This is a genomic window from Rahnella sp. AA (assembly GCF_002834385.1).
Taxonomy (GTDB): domain Bacteria; phylum Pseudomonadota; class Gammaproteobacteria; order Enterobacterales; family Enterobacteriaceae; genus Rahnella.
Genome location: NZ_PITQ01000006.1, coordinates 206,365 through 223,321, shown reverse-complemented (window position 1 = coordinate 223,321; position 16,957 = coordinate 206,365). Strand labels below are relative to the sequence as shown.

Here is a 16,957-nt window from a genome sequence, read left to right as displayed (position 1 = left end):
GCGTCTCAATGAAGGTTATTCAATGGAAATAAAAACAGTGTGTGATGCTGTCGTTCAAAGTGCATTCGGACTTTCAATGGGGGCTGTTTGGCAGCATATCAGCGTCGAATGTGCCCACATTCCTGATAACGATGCGTTCAGGTTTGACGTTTTCTTTCATCTGCTTGAACGACTGATGGATGAGGGAAAAATCCGGCTGGCATCGGACGGACAATTTCTTTCAGGAACAGCAGAACAACAGCTGGAGCGGATAAAAAATGCGTGGCCTCATGGTAAGCCGGACGATGAGTTAGACGATCCCGAGGGTGCCGGTCTCTGGTTTTTAGCCAAATCACCGGCGGGCATTGTCTGGCTCATGCCCGACGGCAGAGAAATCTGGACATAGTTTTCGCTATGTCCGGCAGCCTGTCACCTGCGGGTAGTTACGGCAAACCAGAATGAGTTTGTCTTTGGGCTCGAAGCCTTTATCCAGCATACATTGCTGAACCTGTGCGGCCTTCAGGACTGTCGGGAGATAAGACACTGAGCCCAGCGGATTCGGATATCCGCACTCATACATCGTCTGTAACGCGAGCTTATCGTTCTCAACGGCATGGGAAAAATGCAGAGAAGCCCCGGCTTTACGCCAGCGGATGAACTGTGATTCATCTACGCCCGAACCCGGTTTGATGGAGTAGAAACCCCCATCAGCGACGAAAGGCAGCGCTTCGAGTTGCTTCTGGCTCACCGGGTAGCCCTGCTGTTTAGCCACGCAGGCAGGCGCGTTTTTGTTCACATCGCAAATATGAAAATCATGCTTATACGTGAATCCCTTTCCTTCCATGCACTGGTAATACAAAACAGTTTCGTTATCGGTGAAGTCCGGTTCAGGCCCCGGCAGCGGCACGCCGCATTGCCCCATCGCGACGCGGGTTTCATCGATTGAAGTATGCGGGCGCTGCCATTGCGTCAAATCCGGCGGCGGCGGACAGCCGGTAAGCAGAAAAACGGACGCTATCAGAGCAGGTAAAGAAATCAGTACAGAGAGGCGTGGCATAAAAATCCTTTATTAATCATATTATGGACGTCCCTGACCCCCGCGGGTGCGTGGGGAACAACGTGAGCGGAGAAGTATAGTTCAAAGGATGGGGAGCCGTAATGGACTCTCCCGGCATTAGCTGTAATCTGCTAAAAGAAGATATCCGCCCACCTTAAAAAAGATAAAAGGACTGATATGGAACCGGTACGGCTGATGGGAGAGGGGTATGAACCCTGGGTCGAATGCTCTGGAGAACGGATGATTTACACGCTGCCGGTCGACTCAGGGTTTGTCAGCTTTTGCTTCACATTTGAGATCTGCCAGCGTGATCTTGATGTCCTGCTCTCAGATGACTACAGACGCGCCGTGCTTGAAGTCACTGCGCATTTGTTACTTCAGTGTTCGACGCTCAGAGGTAATGGCCGTTTTGTGCAAAGCGACTTTGACAGGCTTGTCTTGAATACGCTTCATTCAAAGCGTAGTTTCCTGGAGGCATTCATTACGCAAGTCGATAGGGAACATAATTATTGTGTTTCTCATTTTGTGAAAGAAGCGATGAAGCGGCGCTCCGCTAAAAACAAAACGTGTGGAACGCCTGAACGGGTTAATTGAATAACTGGCATAATTAAACGTTGTTGGTTTGAAAAACGCTGACACACAACGTCCGCATTCTTACTGCTTTGTGCCACAGACCGGTACTTCTGGTTCCGGATTAACCCGTTATGATCTTCATCAAAAAGGTGACGGTATAATCATGTTGCCTTTTTCTTACTCAAAATCTTGTCATCCTTTTCATTTTTATGCACTGATACTTTGGACACCTTCACCCCTGAGCAATTATACTTCGCGAACCTTGCCCTGTACTGCGCGCCGTAATGCCCGTGGCGTGATTTGATAGCGTTCCTGGAAACGAGATGTGAAGCGAGACGGGCATTGGTATCCATTATCTCTGGCGATCTCAGCGATGAGTCTGCCGGTTGTTTGAATCTCATGAAGTGCATTACCTAATCTGACATCGTCAAGAATTTGCTGGAAACTGCCTCCCTCTGCTGTCAGATATCTATGTAAGGTTGATGCTGACATATTAAGCCTCTCAGCAGCATCACGAACCGTCCATCGAGCCGAGGGGGAAAGGGCTATTAAGTCCTGACAACGCGCCGTCACAGTATTTACCTGGTTGCCCATGAAGATATTGGCTATGCTGGTATCTTGAAGCATCACCAACATTCCTAATACCATATGCTCAAGTAGTATTTCCGAATAGTTATTATTCAATGCGTATTTCAGCTGTTCCCAGCAATATTCCAACTCTCTGTTTAATTTTATACAAAATTTTTTTACATTGTCCCTTCCCAATGGGGAAGGGTAATGTTTCAGGTAAAAATCAATAATTGATGAGGGTATGAAGATTATTTCAGAAAGATAGCGTCCACCTGAGGGGATATTCGCAATATGGAGCTCATATCCCGCCGGGAATGCGATCAGCTGAGATGTTTCGGCGGTTTCGATATGCTCACGCCAACCAATAATTTTTTTCCCATGTCGGACACGACACAATGCAGGTCTAAGTAATTTAACTTTGTGCAGCTCATGCGCCTGTTGTGAGCTGAATTCCTGCATACTTAATTTATCCTGCATTGCATTTTCTCATTAGTGGCCGTAGACGGGGACAATTTCGGCTGTCGCAAGCTTATTGGCATTTAACATATATCCAACCAATGCACCGCTCGAACTCCTGTCAATTGGCAAGTTACTTACTTTCAGTGCCCATATCTTAAAATGGTAATGATGAGGTTTATCGCCACTTGGTGGACATGCACCTCCGAAACCAGAATATCCAAAATCATTTCGACCATTAGTTGCACCCTGAGGGAGTTTTGACCCACTCTTATCTCCGGCCCCAGATGGGAGACTCTTCACATTGGCAGGAATATTAACGACAGTCCAATGCCACCAACCCGAGCCGGTTGGTGCATCCGGATCAAAAGTTGTTATAGCGAAACTTTTTGTCCCCGGAGGGACCCCTGACCATTCCAGCGCAGGAGAACGGTTTTCCCCCTGGCAGCCAAAGCCATTGAAGAGGTAAGTCTGGTTCAGCGATGTTCCCGTTTTGATTTCCCTGCTATCTAAACGGAACCCATCTGCATAGGCTGATGATGAACAAAGTATGAATAACGCAATTCCGCAATGAAATTTCATGAGTAGGCCTTTTATTCTTGTCGAGAAGCTATTTTATTAACCTGCACCCAGCCATATTATGCTAATTAATTCAAATAATGTGCCAATACACTCAAATATTAGCTGTTTAAATTAAGACGCGTTTAAGGTCTCCTTGTCCTGATGTCGCTTTGTGAAGGCAGGCTTAACGGTCTCCTGCACTGTGATTTTTTTGGGTCAGAACATGATTTATTCATATGGCTCAAATATGATGTTGTTTTCATTATCAGTGAGTTGATTGTATGTCTGGGATCCGCAGTCATGTATTGGGATTTACCTGCTGTGTTTTGGTCATGTCAGGGCTCCTGGCCAGTACTTCCGGCCTGGCGCAGGATCGGCGGCAGGTGACAGAACCCGGATTACCTGCTTCGGTATGCGCGACATTGGCCCCTTCTGCACAATCGAAAGATGATACCGGGCGTTTGCAGGACACGATCAACCGCTGCCAGCCGGGAGCCGCCGTACGCCTGATAGCCGGTGCGGCTGGCACCCGCTTTGTTAGCGGGCCGCTGATCATGAAATCCGGTGTCACCCTCTGGCTCGATCGTAATGCCGTGCTGGCGGCAACGGCTGATCCAATGGCATACGACAAGGATGGCCTCTGTGGCAAGCTCGATGGTAAAGGTAATGGCTGCCGTCCGTTTATCTTGTTCAGCGGGACGCATGGCGGTGGCATCGTCGGCGAGGGGATGATAGACGGACAGGGCGGGCAAGCCATGATCGGGCATAACGAGACATGGTGGCAACTCGCGCGTCGCGCACAAACCGAAAGCAGCAAGCAGAATATCCCGCGCCTGATCGAGATTGACCACGCACACGACATTACGTTCTACAAAGTCACGCTGCACGATGCGCCCAACTTCCACGTGGCGATGAATGGCGTACGGGGAGCGACCTTCTGGGATGTGCGTATTGATACGCCAGCAAATGCACGAAACACTGACGGTATCGACCCCGGCGCCTCGCAGGATATCACCATTGCACACAGTTTCATCCGCACCGGTGACGATAACGTGGCACTCAAGGCCGGCAGCGGCGGGGCCACCCGATACGTCTCGCTGATCGATAACCATTTTTACTGGGGACATGGTCTGTCAATTGGCAGCGAGACGGTCGGCGGCGTCAGCGATGTCATGGTTCAGGGGCTGACTCTGGACGGCACGACCTCCGGTTTGCGTATCAAAAGTGACGCCAGCCGCGGCGGGTTAGTCAGCAATGTGCGTTACGAGCACGTGTGTATGCGTAACAATCGCCGCCCGATTGACTTCGACACCCGCTACGATGCCAACGCGCAGGGTAGTGAGATCCCTGTCTTCCGCGACATCGTCCTCCGGGACGTCGTTGGCGAATCCGGTGATCTCGTGTTGCGAGGCTATGATGATACCCATCAGCTTGGCATCACTCTGGATGGCGTGCGCTTCACGCCGGATGCGCGCTGGCAGATTGAATTCGCCCGGATCGAAACCGGACCCGGCGGTGTACGTCCGGCGTTACCCGGAAAGTTGCAGGGTTCAGAGGTGCATACCGGTTGCGACGGGGGCTGGGTGTCGTTTCCTGGCGGCACTTCATGACCTATCATTGAATAACAGATAATGAATTTGAGGCTAAAATTGCTGAAAAAAAATCGCACTCGCAGCGCTATTATCGTGCTGTTTCCTGAAAGCCAGATTGAAGAGGGATGAGGCCATTTAATTAATGGAATTTCTTCTTAATATTCGAATTTGTTCCATTACCCCGTCCCTCTTGTATTCTGGTGAAATAAAGAATTATCTTAACATGTTTTATTTAAAGCTTTCGCTGGCTGTTTTTGCGATAGCGATTTCATTTGGATTTGCTGAACCGCTCACGCCTACGGCACCGATAGTATTACCTTGCCACACGACGGGCGAACCGCCACCCAGCGGAATAACGCCCGGCAATGTGGCAATGGCAGGTTCTTTGCCGTTGGCCCGATCCATATATTTATCCGTCGGGGTGCGATATAACGCCGCCGCACGACCTTTCAGCACCGATGAGTCAATACAACCTGTTGGTGCGTTATCCATGCGCTGAAACGCCAGGAGTTGCCCGGACTGGTCGAGCACGGCAATACACACGTTGGCGTTAAGCGCGGTTGCTTTCTCCTGAGCCGCAGCTATTAATTTCAGTGCGTCACTTTGTGTCAGGATAGTTTGTGTCGTCGTCGCCTGAACGGCAGTTGTGCCAAATAGTGCAGCACTCAGAAGCGCCATAGACAGGATTTTTTTCATTTAAAAAGCTCCTTAATAAGAGAGCCAGTTTGTGGCTCCCGCGTATTATCCACGCCGGCGGCGCAGACAATAAATAATACATAACCAGAGTGCTGATATAATGATCTCGCTTAATATATGAATCGACATGACATAACGAATTTTGCAACGTAATGCGACTATGGGATGAACTTATAGTTCAAAGCCGGCACTACATTGCTGAAATATTCGAAAGGTGACTTGTTGGGTGCGAATGTTATATCGCCAGTGCAGAAAAGGAATAACCAGATGGCCGCCAGTTTAGATGAAATTAAAGCGCTGGAATACAGCCTTCATGCTGCCAGCCGTACAGACAGAGAATGGTTAGAAAGGGTGCTGCATCAGGGTTTCAGGGAAATCACACGTTCCGGCGCGATGGTTGACCGTCAACAGACTATTGCATCGCTGATTGCTGAAATGCCAGGATCGGGGATTGAGTCTGATGATTTTCAGCTCCAGATTCTCAGTGAGAAATCTGTGCTGCTGACGTACAAAACCTGGGGGCGCGGCGCTACCGGAAACGTACGTGGCGCGCTGCGTTCCTCAATCTGGACACTGACGGAAGGCACCGGCTGGCAGCTGATTTTCCATCAGGGCACGCCAGCGGCTCAAACACTGGCGTTATCTTCTGCCGGATGACCTTTACGACGAGGCGCAGCCCGCCGGATTAAATACACGTGTTGTCGACGCCGGATTATTCGCTAATTTATTCTCCGGCCTGCGGGGACGTGCAACTAATTCTCCACCGCAATTCGGGCAGATTCCGCCCAGTTTGGTTTCGGCGCAAGTGACGCAGAAGGTGCACTCAAACGAACAAATTTTCGCGTCAGCCGACGTCGGCAGCAAATCGGTATTACAACACTCGCAGTTGGGTCTCAGTTCCAGCATAGAAATTTATCCTCTGTGGGTTTACTTCATGAGCAAGCTTCAATTTTCACCGACGTGTATCGTCGTAAACATAACCTGAAACAGCGGCTTGGGAAAAGCCCCGCGTCGGGATAGCTAATTTTAGCAGAGCGCAGCAGCGCTCTGTTTTACGCCATTAATCCAGAGATAAGCGGTAAACACGCAGGCGATGCCCATCGGGATCCCGCGCAACAAACGTGTATCCGAAATCCGTTTCAACCGGATTTTGCACAATTTCTAACCCCTTCTCACGCCAGAGGGAACAGAGTGCATCCACCTGTTCATTGCTGTCGGCGGAAAAGACAATTTCACCCTGACCGGGTATGCCTGCTGAGGCTGGTTCGACGGTATGGCGGGACCATAATCCCAGTTTCATGCCCGAGGGGAGGATAAACATCGCAAAGGTGGGAGAAATCTCAACCGGTTGTTTTTCAATTAAGTCAGCATAGAATTCGGCACTGGCTTCCGGGTTGTTGACGTACAGAATAACCAAACTTGAATCAATCATGAGCAGCCCCTTGGCGTTAATGAAACATCACGCTTGATGTCCCTTACTGCTTATCATAGAGGTGACTACTGCCAGTTTTTGTCAGTAGTCGTCAGGCTATTGTGGGGTGATTTTTTCCATTTCGTGCCATTCCTTCAGTAATCTTTGGCGCCGTTTGGGGTAACGCGTATTTCCTTCTTTAAGCGAGATAATACAATCCGTGCGGAAATGGCGAAAACCCTGACGTTTCTCACACCAGGCGACGAGCACATGAACGAGGTCGAAATACCCGAGTGCAAAAGGCCAGATTATCCGGTGGGATTCTTCGTTTTTCAGGCTGCGATACACGATTTCAAGCTTACGTTCTCCCCGTATTGCCTGCCGAATCTGCGGTAAAAAGGCTTCTCCGGTTAGTGCGCTGTCAGAAGGGCCCACCAGCAGCGTCGAAGACTCCAGAGAAACACGCAAATCCTCTGGCAGTACGGCAGCAATTTTTGCCAGCGCATTTTTGGCCGCTGTGCTCAGTTGCTCATCGGTACGCTTTGCGACCCAGCGCGAGCCCAGAACCAGCGCCTGAATTTCATCTTCGGAAAACATCAGGGGAGGTAGCATAAAGCCCGGACGCAAAATATATCCAAGCCCCGGTTCGCCCTGAATATCAGCGCCCTGTGCCTGCAATGTGCCGATATCGCGGTAGAGGGTCCGGATGCTGATATTAAGATCCGCAGCCAACTGAGCGCCCGTCACCGGAAACCGGTGACGGCGCAGAATCTGTATCAAATCAAGCAAACGCTGGGAACGTGACAAGGCATTCTCTCTTCAGTTTTCAGAAAGCTATTATTTCCATTATTTCTCTGCCTGCAAATCATGTCGCTGGCCGCGCAACCGGCTCACGCTGAGGGTAATCGCCAGAACCGTCGCAATCACGGCGATCCACAAACTTAGTTTTACGGAATGGGCTTCCTGAATCGCGCTGCTGGCGGCGTAAATGGACAAGACCACGCCGACGACCGCGGCACCCAGGCACTGCCCGAAGGTGCGCATAATCGCCAGTACGCCTGAGGCGTAGCCGCTATTTTCACGCGAGGCGTTCGACAGCATTTCACGGTTATTCGGGCTCTGGAAACAGCCGAAACCGAGGCCGCAGACGAAACTTCTCAGGCCGATATCCCAGAATTGTGGATCAGCAGGCAGTTGTGCGAGCAGTAATAGCCCCACCGCAAAGATCGCCAGCCCGACCGTGGAAATAATGGCGGCCGGATAGCGATCCGCAAGGCGTCCTGCGTGGGGCGCAGCGAGGATAATGCCCAGCGGCCACGGCGTGAAAAGCAGAGCGGAGACAAACGCGCTGTAGCCGTAAACGCTCTGGAACAGAAACGGTAGCGCCACAAAAGTAATGCCCTGGCTGACAAATGACGCCAGTGAAGTGAGTGCGGCCAGCGAGAACCGCGAGGAGGCAAACATGCCGAGCGGCAAAAGAGGTTTTGCTGCGCGACGCTGACGCCAGACAAAAGCAGCGCCTGCGACCACCGCGATCAGCCCGTAGATGACCGCCGTGGTTAAATCATCTGCACCCGGACGTGAAAACGCGTCTGCGGCCATGATCAGCGCACCGAGCATCGCGGCGGATAACACCGCACCCGCAAAATCAAACGGCTGGCGCGTGGCTGCCGGGTTTGCCGGAATGACGCGCAGCGCCAGGACCATGGCAATAATGCCCAGCGGAATATTAATGGCGAACAGCCATTGCCAGCTCAGCGCCGACAAAATGGTGCCGCCGAGCACCGGCGCTATAGCCGTGCTGGTAGCGATGATCAGGGCATTGAGGCCAAGAATTCGTCCCAGCAAACGGTTAGGGAATACCGAGCGCAAAATCGCCGGGCCAATGCTCAGCGTGGCCGCCGCGCCGATGCCCTGCAACACGCGCATGAACACCAGCACATCGAGGGAGGAAGACAGCGCGCAGCCCAGCGAGGAAAGGGTGAAGAGAGCCAGCCCGGCAACAAAAATTGAACGAAAACCAATGTGGCTGGCCATCGCGGCAAAAATCGCCAGCGCCATGGACGCCGAAAGCAGATACCCATTGGAAACCCACACCGCTGCGCCCGCCGAAATATCCAGCGCCCGCGCGATTTGCGGCAACGCAATATTCACCATCGAACCGTCGAAAACGGACATCGTTGCCATCGTCATGACCGCAGCCATCGCGAAACCACGCTCGCGGCCCGGTAATCCTTCATCGCCGGGTCTGTCTGAAAATAATTCCATAATTCAAACCGTTCTCTCTCACAGGGGATGCAGGAAATATAGCGGTACGCCGGATATAGCGGAAGACGCAGCATTTGCATTGAATACCTGCATCAAACGCCTTCTCTCCGGTTTCGTGGCGCGTTACACTGCGCGAATGACTGAACCTGACCTGAACTTACTCATTGCGCTGGATGTGCTTCTCGCTGAAAGAAGTGTAGCGGGTGCTGCGCGCCGTCTGGGATTAAGTGCTTCCTCGATGAGCCGGACGCTCAGCCGCCTGCGCACGGCTACGGGCGATCCTTTGCTGGTACGCGCCGGACGCCAGATGGTGCTGACGCCGTATGCCGAAGAGATCCGCGAACGTGCGCAGAACGCCAGTTTTGAAGCGCGTGCGTTGCTTCGTCCGTCATCGGCAGAACTCAATTTAGCCCGGCTTGAACGCACCTTCCTGCTCCGTTCCAATGATGGTTTTGTGGTGGCGTTTGGCGCCGCGCTGATTGCCGCTGCCGCGCAGGTCGCGCCTTACGTGTGTTTGCGGTTCACGCCAAAACCGGAAAAAACGTCTAACGCACTGCGCGAAGGGCGGGTTGATCTCGAGATTGGCGTCGTCGGCGATATGGGGCCGGAAATCCGTTTGCAGACATTGTTCCGCGACAGATTTATCGGCGTGGTAAGAAAAGGCCATCCGCTGGCGCGAAAGGAAACCCTCACCGCGCAGGAATATGTCTCGTTCGGGCACATTGTCGTTGCCCGCCGCAACGGCACGCATGGCCCGGTCGATGACGCGCTGGCCGAAGCGGGGCTGAAACGAAAAATCGCCGCCGTGGTGCCGGGGTTTTCTGCGGCACTGGCGATTGCCCAAAACTCCGACCTGGTGGCGCTGATCCCCGCGTCATTCCTGATTGCCGAACCCGTCGGGCTTTGCGCTTTCGAACTGCCGGTGAAAACCCGCGAAATCACGATTTCCCAGATGTGGCACCCGCGCTCAGAAGTCGATCCGGCGCACCGCTGGTTGCGTCAGCTGGTGCTGAGCGTTTGCCGGGAGAAAGTACCTCAGTGAAAAAGGGGAACTGAAGAACAGTGAATAAAAATAGAGTCCCGGTTAACTTCTGTATTGATTAAAAACTGAAGCTGCCTTAATCAGAACATTTTCATTATCTTTTAATGCAAGCAGTTCCATCCCAACGGGAAAACCATTTTTTGTAAACCCGACAGGGATGCTCAATGCCGGAGCGCCTGTGACCGCCGAGAGTAATGCATTGCTTCCTTCCTGCAGTTGTCCAATTTTTACCGGAGGATTTCGTATAACGGGGTAGATCAAAACATTAATCCCGTTTTCGGCGAAAAACCGTTCAAAATCTCCGTAGAGTTGCTTCTGAATTTCCAGCGCCTGAGCGTATTCATTCGACGAAGTGCCTTTATGAAAGGCGCGGTTTTTGAATACGGCCTCTAACTGCGGATGGAAAAGCTTTGATTCATAAATCGCCTTGAGTGATTTAAATTTTGCTTCTGTTCTGAGGGTCAGTAATTGCTCAAGTGATTCGGCAAATTCATAAGCAATCACATTCGCTTCATTCACCCGTTGTTCAAGGCCAGGAAACTCCACCCGTGACATCTTGCCTGCATGGCGGGTTATTTCATCAGCCGCTTGCGTGATTAAATCTCTGATATCGGTATTTTCGGGTGTGGTTCCGGTAAACCAGCCCTCCAGTAAACCGGCATTAATATTGCCTTCAAAATGTGCAATGGGATCCCCTGAGAGTATTCCGGCTGCCAGTTGCAGGTCTTCGGCTTTTCTCACTAACGGCCCGGCAATATCCTGAGTGGGGGATAAAGGAACAATGCCTTCCATTACGATGCTTCCCCGCGTTCCCCTTAGCCCATAAAGGTTATTAAAAGCTGCTGGGATGCGGACCGAGCCTGCGGTATCCGTGCCGATTGCCAGAGGAACATATCCTGCCGCAACCGCCACGGCGGAGCCACTGCTGGAGCCTCCCGGCGAGTAGCCTGGCAGTAACGCATTTTGCGTAAAACCTGTTAACGAGGAAGCGCCGGTAATCCCCGCGGCGAGTTCGTGCATCGCGGTTTTGCCCAATAAAATCGCACCTTCCTGCCGTAGCCGGGTGATTAACGGTGCATCGTGGCGGGCGATAATCCCCTCTAACGTGACGGAACCCGCAGTGGTGGGCCATCCGGCTACGTCGATATTGTCTTTAATCAGAATGGGGATGCCTTCCAGCTTTCCCAGAGGTGCGCCGCTGGCGCGTTTTTCGTCACTGTTGGACGCCGCAGTCCGGGCTTCATCTGCAAATAATCCTGTAATGGCATTGAGCGCCAACCCTGATTTATCGGTGTTTTCTATGCGTGTAATCGCGAACTCGACGAGATCCAGAGAGGTCACGCGCTTTTTATCAAGCGAACGAAGCAATGAAGTGACAGACGCCTTACTGTAATCATCCGGTGTCATTCTACTTTTCCTCATAGATTATTGATGATTTTTGGCCGTGCCCGGCGTCCAGAATACGGCCAAAAGAGGCTTTCGGGAAATGCGAGCTAAACCAGAGGGCGTCATGTTCTTTGCACCAGTCGATGGCTTTTCTTCTTGATTGTTCTGCTAAAGGTTTATTCTCACAAAATACAGAATTCCAGTGAGGGTGCGTAAATTGCACTGGGCTGTGCATGACATCGCCGGTAAAAAGTGCGAACTCCCCGGCTGATTGTAAAATGATAGATGCATGGTCGATACTGTGTCCCGGCGTCGGCATAAATTTCAATATTCCGGCAAAAACAGGTGAAGTCTGGATATTAATCGTTTCCAATTTTCTGTTTTTAATAAGCGGCAAAATACTGTCCTGATATAACGCGTGTCGCTTTTCATCGGTTTTACATTGTTTTAATTCTATTTCGGAACAAATATAACGGGCGTTGGGGAACAGGGGTTGCCATTCACCCTCCTGGCCATCAGTATTCCAGCCGACATGGTCTGTATGCAGATGTGTTAAGAGAACATAGGTGACGTCGTCGGGTGAAACCCCTGCCTGCCTGAGGTTTTCCAGGTAATTTGTATTCAACTGATGAAACAGCGGGATGTTATTTCTGTTACGATTATTCCCGGTGGCAGTATCAATAATGATAATGTCATCATCTGTTTTAATTACCCAACTGTGGATGGAGAGTTCAACGTTTTTATCTTCTTCGCCATTCATATCACAAAGGTGATCAGGAAATAACGACGCCAATTTAAATGAAGCGGTTTGCTCGGAAATTTTGGAAATTTTACAATTTCCGACAGTCACTGGAATATGCATGTTACTCCCGATAATGTTTGGACAGGTTGATTGTTAACCTGTTAATGCCGAAGTATGATTACGTGCATCTGATTATTCAAATCGATTAAAATTATGAAAGATATCAATGAAAATGATTTTGGTAAAATAGACCTTAACTTATTGATCGTACTGGTCATCATGGCTGAAGAGCGCAGTGTCACCAACGCAGCAAAACGGCTTCATCTGGGGCAGCCCGCGATGAGTGCCGCCTTAAAAAGATTGCGTGAGATGTTTGATGACCCGCTCTTTATCCGCACATCCCGGGGCATGCTTCCCACTACCCGTGCCGAAAAACTCGTCGGGTTTTTCCGGCCTGTACTTCAAAACGTTCATCGCGCAATTTTCGATTTCCCTTCATTCAATCCGGCTGCCGACAGCTATAACTTTCGTATCGGGATGAGTGACTGGGTCGAACATTGGCTGATGGCAGACTTACTGGAAATATTAAGTGCCGAAGCCCCGGGGATAACAATTACTGTATTAGGCTCAGACCCTTATAAAGATTTGCAAATGATCAGGGATGATAAAGCGGATGTGATTATTTCGGTCGGAAAAGACCTGACGCAGGAAGCGGGCAGAGAAAATCTGGTGCAATTTGGTTTCAAAACCGTTTGGGACAGAAAGCAGATCGAAATCGAAAAACCGCTGAGCATTGAAGATTTTATAAAATATGATCATCTTCTGGTTTCGTACAGAGGCGCAAATCAAAGCCTGATCGATAGCCAGCTCGCGTTATCAGAACGTAAAAGAACGGTGAGATACGTCACCCCGAACTTTGCCTCTCAGCCGCTTATCTTATCGCGTTTACCCGTGTTTACGACCGTTCCTGAGGGATTAGTCGATGTCTGGTGCAAACGCTATGATTTTGATTTTGATGATGTCCCTGTCGAAACATCAAAATATCATCTGTCACTGTTATGGAATAACCGGCGGGAAAAAGAACCGGCTATAGAATGGATTTTGCACAAACTAAAAGCGCTTATCGCGGGTAAAACGAAAAGCATTCGCGCTGAGCAATGAATGCTTTTTGTTATTGCTCCGGAAGGCCAGAAAACGCTATTGCGCATCAAGATAATGTTTAAGCGTCATCCGCAGATCGGGCGTTAATTCTTTGATATTTTTCAGCATCCAGCGCAAATATGCCGGGTCGTCTTCGGCGATTTCTGCAATCTTTTTACCCCGGTATTTGCCAAACATCATGGTGGTAATCAGCGCAGGTCTGCCGGTGATAGTGACCATTTCTTCCGGCGTCCAGTCGGATTCATCCATAATGCGGATGAGTAACGCGGCGGTGATATAGCAGTCAAACAGCGCGCGGTGATGATGCAGTTCCGCCGGAGTTTTCACGTCGAGCTTGAGGGATTTGTACAACGCCATATTGCTGTACTTAATTCCCGGCCACAGACGACGCGCCAGTTTAACGGTACATATCCATTGTCCGGGCATTTCAGGCAGCATGCGCTGGTCGAAACTGGCGTTGTGGGCGACGTAATATGGGCTGCCGTGGTAGCGGGGAATGACATCTTCAATCCACGGTTTATCGGCCACCATGGCCTCGGTGATTTTGTGGATAGCCATCGCCTGATAGCTTATCGGGCGATCGGGGCGAACCAGGTCGCTCATCGGATTGACGATCCTTCCGTCCTCAATATCGACAGACGCCACTTCCACCACGCCGCCCTGCAACCCGCAGGTTTCCGTATCAATAACACGCAACATATTCCACTCCCGAGCCCACCGGGCATTTGCCGGTAAATTACCGTGACCCTAATTTATTTTGCCTGATTTTTCAATCAGGGTGACAAGCGCTCTGGCATCATAATGCCGGGTTTGCATTTTATTTGCCCGCGGTGACCTTACGTATATCGCCCTGTAATAGCGCCAGTTTTGCAGCAAGCCCATCAGCGATGAGCACCGTGGCATTTTTCACCGGGGTGATGGTGTAATAAGGAACGGAGTCAATGCATTTCAGCCGTGAGAAAGTATATTGATTATCGTGCTGTATGGCCATCCGGTAGTCTCCTTCGGAGATGAAAATATATGACGCATCCGGATTTTCGTTAACAATCATATACCGGTCATGGCAGTAGAAGGAGGTCCGGGAATCGAGCGGTATTGTTCTGCTAAATACGCTTTCGACAATAGCAGAGTAAGTGAGTGTATAAATAAGCCAAACGACACACCCCACAAAAAGCAACAGCGTAAACACTTGCCGGTTCGGTGATTTTTGCATTATTCGCGTATTCCACCGCGAAGGGATGCGTTTTGTTTTTATGCCAAATGCGGATAGAATAATTATAACGACAATGAAAAACACACAGTAATAATAAGTGTATTTCACAGCGGCTAGGCCAAGCGTTGTTGTCATGATGATTGTTTTTTCGTAAGGTATATCAATTAGTTCCATAACACTCTTGCGGGTTGCTACATAACTGTACGCGGTAATCAAAACCCATGAAAATTTGATAATTTTGAAAAAAGTCTTAACAAAGACTGAACTCTCCGGGTCTATGTAGGCAATGTAATAATGAATAAGTAAGTAAATACAAAAAATTATCGTCAGAAGAAATATAATCGGGGATTGCAGTGATGAGCTAAAGTAAAATGTGACAGATGCCATGAGGCAATAGAAACTGCAAAGTACACTAATAAAACAAATCATTTCTGCCGTGTTTAGTGATATGTTTTTATCCGGATAATTTTTTTTCTTACGCAGTTGCCGATAAACTTTTTGTATTGATTTTCGCCGAATATAAGCGATCGCCAGGAGTATTAACCCGGGCGGGACAACTATCGGGTAAAATAAAACACCCTGAGGAATTAAAAATAACAGGCTCAGATACAGAAACACTATTTGTAGCCAGTATATAGGGGGAAAGGGGGATATCTTCGGGGCATGCATATTTAAAAATCCTTTTTAATGAAGATGCGATCGGGATAATGTATCCATTTCACGGGGTATTGCAATATGCCATTGAAATATAATGAATTAACATGATGTAACGCATTTTATCGCCGCATGTACCTTTAATCCCACACAGTCAGCCCGCCTACTTCCTGTACAGATCACACTTCTCCCCACTTTCGTGAAAATGCTCACATCGCACCGTGCAGATGCCCAAACTTACGCGAAAATTTTCGGCTTTTAGCCGTGGCAATGCGTGAATAAACTGGCTAAGTTCAATAATGAAACGCTATTTTATTTATGTTGGATTGCAGTTTTAACACAGTGTGAGGAGGCTCACATTGCGGGCAGAAGTGTAATCCGGGGGCGCTCTGATGAGCGTTAACTCTCTCAGTAATGGCAGGTATCGCTGTGAAAATAAGTTCTGTTGAAGTCACTGTTTTTACTTATCCGACCCGGCGTGTTTCAGACAGCGCAGGTCATTCGCATCCGGGTGAAGAAAGTCAGGCAAAAATGGCGATGCTGACGATTACCACTGACGAAGGCGATTGCGGTTATTCATTCGCGCCGCCGGAAGTGGTGCGTCCGCACGTCGTGAACGCATTTTTTAGAAAAGTGCTGATTGGTCAGAACCCGTTTGACCGGGAACGTTTGTGGCAGGATCTGGTTCACTGGCAGCGCGGCAGCGCGCATCAGCTGACCGAACGCGCGTTGTCGTTTGTTGAGCAGGCGTTGTGGGATCTGATTGGCCGCAAGCTGAATATGCCGGTACACAAACTGCTGGGCGGATTCCGCGAAAAAGTCCCGGCTTACGGCAGCACCATGTGCGGTGACGAGCTGAAAGGCGGCCTTTCAACGCCGGACGAATTCGGTCAGTTCGCTGAAAAACTGGTGGCACGCGGTTATCAGGCTATCAAGCTTCACACCTGGATGCCGCCGGTGGCGTTCGCGCCGGATCCGAAAATGGACATCAAAGCCTGCGCCGCCGTACGTGAGGCGGTCGGGCCGGATATCGAACTGATGCTTGATGGCTATCACTGGTACAGCCGCAGTCAGGCGCTGACCATCGGTAAGGCACTGGAAAAACTCAACTTCGCATGGTTCGAAGAACCGATGGAAGAAGAGAGCATGGCGTCCTACGCGTGGCTGGCGGAAAACCTGTCAATCGACGTCATCGGCCCGGAAAGCCTGGGCGGCAAACATCACAGCCGTGCGGACTGGGTGAAAGCCGGTGCCTGCGACATTCTGCGCGCTGGCGCAAACGGCGTCGGCGGCATTTCGCCGTGCATGAAAGTCGCCGGTCTGGCTGAAGCGTTCGGCATGGATTGCGAAGTTCACGGCAACGGCGCGGCCAGCCTGGCGGTGGTCGGTGCGATCCGCAACTGCCGCTGGTACGAACGCGGCCTGTTGCATCCGTTCCTTGAATATGACGAACCCGCCGCCTACCTGAACAGCATCGTTGACCCGATGGATGAACAGGGTTTTGTGCATCTGTCTGACCGCCCCGGCCTCGGAGAGGACATCAATTTTGAATACATAGAGACCCATACCGTCAGCCGCGACTGACCTGCGGGCAGA

19 protein-coding genes are annotated in these 16,957 nt (G+C 50.4%); 7 read left to right on the top strand and 12 right to left on the bottom strand.

What is annotated here, in order from left to right:
* The first annotated feature begins 22 nt into the window (after nt 1-22).
* Nucleotides 23-385, top strand: coding sequence for a DUF596 domain-containing protein (locus tag CWS43_RS16150; protein WP_101078034.1), 363 nt, complete (start codon nt 23-25; stop codon nt 383-385).
* A 6-nt stretch (nt 386-391) separates the two neighbouring features.
* Here the strand turns inward: CWS43_RS16150 and CWS43_RS16145 are convergent, their stop codons facing one another.
* Nucleotides 392-1,036 (bottom strand): hypothetical protein, encoded by a 645-nt coding sequence (locus tag CWS43_RS16145; RefSeq protein WP_101078033.1) that lies wholly within the window; start codon nt 1,034-1,036, stop codon nt 392-394.
* A 177-nt stretch (nt 1,037-1,213) separates the two neighbouring features.
* Here CWS43_RS16145 and CWS43_RS16140 point away from each other — a divergent pair, with 177 nt between their 5' ends.
* Entirely contained in the window at nt 1,214-1,630 is a 417-nt protein-coding gene (locus tag CWS43_RS16140) for a hypothetical protein (RefSeq protein ID WP_101078032.1), read from the top strand.
* A gap of 225 nt (nt 1,631-1,855) precedes the next feature.
* On the opposite strand, the gene CWS43_RS16135 is transcribed toward CWS43_RS16140, so the two are convergent.
* Both CWS43_RS16135 and CWS43_RS16130 read right to left on the bottom strand, forming a co-directional pair.
* On the bottom strand, nt 1,856-2,656 hold the full coding sequence (locus tag CWS43_RS16135; RefSeq protein ID WP_101078031.1) for a helix-turn-helix transcriptional regulator: 801 nt from the start codon (nt 2,654-2,656) through the stop codon (nt 1,856-1,858).
* A 12-nt stretch (nt 2,657-2,668) separates the two neighbouring features.
* A complete protein-coding gene (locus CWS43_RS16130) occupies nt 2,669-3,217 on the bottom strand; it encodes a kinase inhibitor (RefSeq protein ID WP_101078030.1) in 549 nt (182 codons plus the stop codon).
* Between the two features lie 311 nt (nt 3,218-3,528).
* Here CWS43_RS16130 and CWS43_RS16125 point away from each other — a divergent pair, with 311 nt between their 5' ends.
* Nucleotides 3,529-4,806 carry a glycoside hydrolase family 28 protein gene (locus CWS43_RS16125; RefSeq protein WP_232777015.1) on the top strand — a complete coding sequence of 426 codons (1,278 nt, stop codon included), beginning with the start codon at nt 3,529-3,531 and terminating at the stop codon, nt 4,804-4,806.
* A gap of 210 nt (nt 4,807-5,016) precedes the next feature.
* Here the strand turns inward: CWS43_RS16125 and CWS43_RS16120 are convergent, their stop codons facing one another.
* A complete protein-coding gene (locus CWS43_RS16120) occupies nt 5,017-5,484 on the bottom strand; it encodes a heme-binding protein (protein ID WP_101078028.1) in 468 nt (155 codons plus the stop codon).
* Between the two features lie 267 nt (nt 5,485-5,751).
* Here CWS43_RS16120 and CWS43_RS16115 point away from each other — a divergent pair, with 267 nt between their 5' ends.
* Nucleotides 5,752-6,141 carry a DUF4440 domain-containing protein gene (locus CWS43_RS16115; protein WP_101078027.1) on the top strand — a complete coding sequence of 130 codons (390 nt, stop codon included), beginning with the start codon at nt 5,752-5,754 and terminating at the stop codon, nt 6,139-6,141.
* A gap of 3 nt (nt 6,142-6,144) precedes the next feature.
* Here CWS43_RS16115 and CWS43_RS16110 read toward each other — a convergent pair whose 3' ends face one another.
* The 4 genes from CWS43_RS16110 to CWS43_RS16095 form a co-directional block, all read right to left on the bottom strand.
* Nucleotides 6,145-6,390, bottom strand: coding sequence for a DUF1272 domain-containing protein (locus CWS43_RS16110; RefSeq protein WP_101078026.1), 246 nt, complete (start codon nt 6,388-6,390; stop codon nt 6,145-6,147).
* Between the two features lie 154 nt (nt 6,391-6,544).
* Nucleotides 6,545-6,916 (bottom strand): VOC family protein, encoded by a 372-nt coding sequence (locus tag CWS43_RS16105; RefSeq protein WP_101078025.1) that lies wholly within the window; start codon nt 6,914-6,916, stop codon nt 6,545-6,547.
* A gap of 96 nt (nt 6,917-7,012) precedes the next feature.
* Nucleotides 7,013-7,702 (bottom strand): YafY family protein, encoded by a 690-nt coding sequence (locus CWS43_RS16100; RefSeq protein ID WP_101078024.1) that lies wholly within the window; start codon nt 7,700-7,702, stop codon nt 7,013-7,015.
* Between the two features lie 39 nt (nt 7,703-7,741).
* The gene (locus tag CWS43_RS16095; protein ID WP_101078023.1) at nt 7,742-9,163 is read right to left on the bottom strand and encodes an MFS transporter; all 1,422 of its coding nucleotides are present in this window, start codon (nt 9,161-9,163) and stop codon (nt 7,742-7,744) included.
* 136 nt (nt 9,164-9,299) lie between these two features.
* Here CWS43_RS16095 and CWS43_RS16090 point away from each other — a divergent pair, with 136 nt between their 5' ends.
* A complete protein-coding gene (locus CWS43_RS16090; protein ID WP_101078233.1) occupies nt 9,300-10,205 on the top strand; it encodes a LysR family transcriptional regulator in 906 nt (301 codons plus the stop codon).
* A 42-nt stretch (nt 10,206-10,247) separates the two neighbouring features.
* Here CWS43_RS16090 and CWS43_RS16085 read toward each other — a convergent pair whose 3' ends face one another.
* Both CWS43_RS16085 and CWS43_RS16080 read right to left on the bottom strand, forming a co-directional pair.
* A complete protein-coding gene (locus tag CWS43_RS16085; protein WP_101078022.1) occupies nt 10,248-11,612 on the bottom strand; it encodes an amidase in 1,365 nt (454 codons plus the stop codon).
* A gap of 1 nt (nt 11,613) precedes the next feature.
* Nucleotides 11,614-12,453, bottom strand: a complete 840-nt coding sequence (locus CWS43_RS16080; protein WP_232777013.1) for an MBL fold metallo-hydrolase — start codon at nt 12,451-12,453, stop codon at nt 11,614-11,616.
* 93 nt (nt 12,454-12,546) lie between these two features.
* On the opposite strand from CWS43_RS16080, the gene CWS43_RS16075 reads away from it, so the two are divergent.
* Entirely contained in the window at nt 12,547-13,494 is a 948-nt protein-coding gene (locus CWS43_RS16075; RefSeq protein WP_101078021.1) for a LysR family transcriptional regulator, read from the top strand.
* Nucleotides 13,495-13,530: 36 nt separating this feature from the next.
* Here the strand turns inward: CWS43_RS16075 and exoX are convergent, their stop codons facing one another.
* A complete protein-coding gene (exoX, locus tag CWS43_RS16070; protein WP_101078020.1) occupies nt 13,531-14,193 on the bottom strand; it encodes an exodeoxyribonuclease X in 663 nt (220 codons plus the stop codon).
* Between the two features lie 118 nt (nt 14,194-14,311).
* Complete coding sequence (locus CWS43_RS27255; RefSeq protein ID WP_157825404.1) at nt 14,312-14,881, bottom strand: hypothetical protein; 570 nt, start codon at nt 14,879-14,881, stop codon at nt 14,312-14,314.
* Nucleotides 14,882-15,790: 909 nt separating this feature from the next.
* Between CWS43_RS27255 and CWS43_RS16060 the strand changes: the two genes are divergently transcribed.
* Complete coding sequence (locus CWS43_RS16060) at nt 15,791-16,945, top strand: mandelate racemase family protein (protein ID WP_101078231.1); 1,155 nt, start codon at nt 15,791-15,793, stop codon at nt 16,943-16,945.
* The last annotated feature ends 12 nt before the right edge of the window (nt 16,946-16,957 follow it).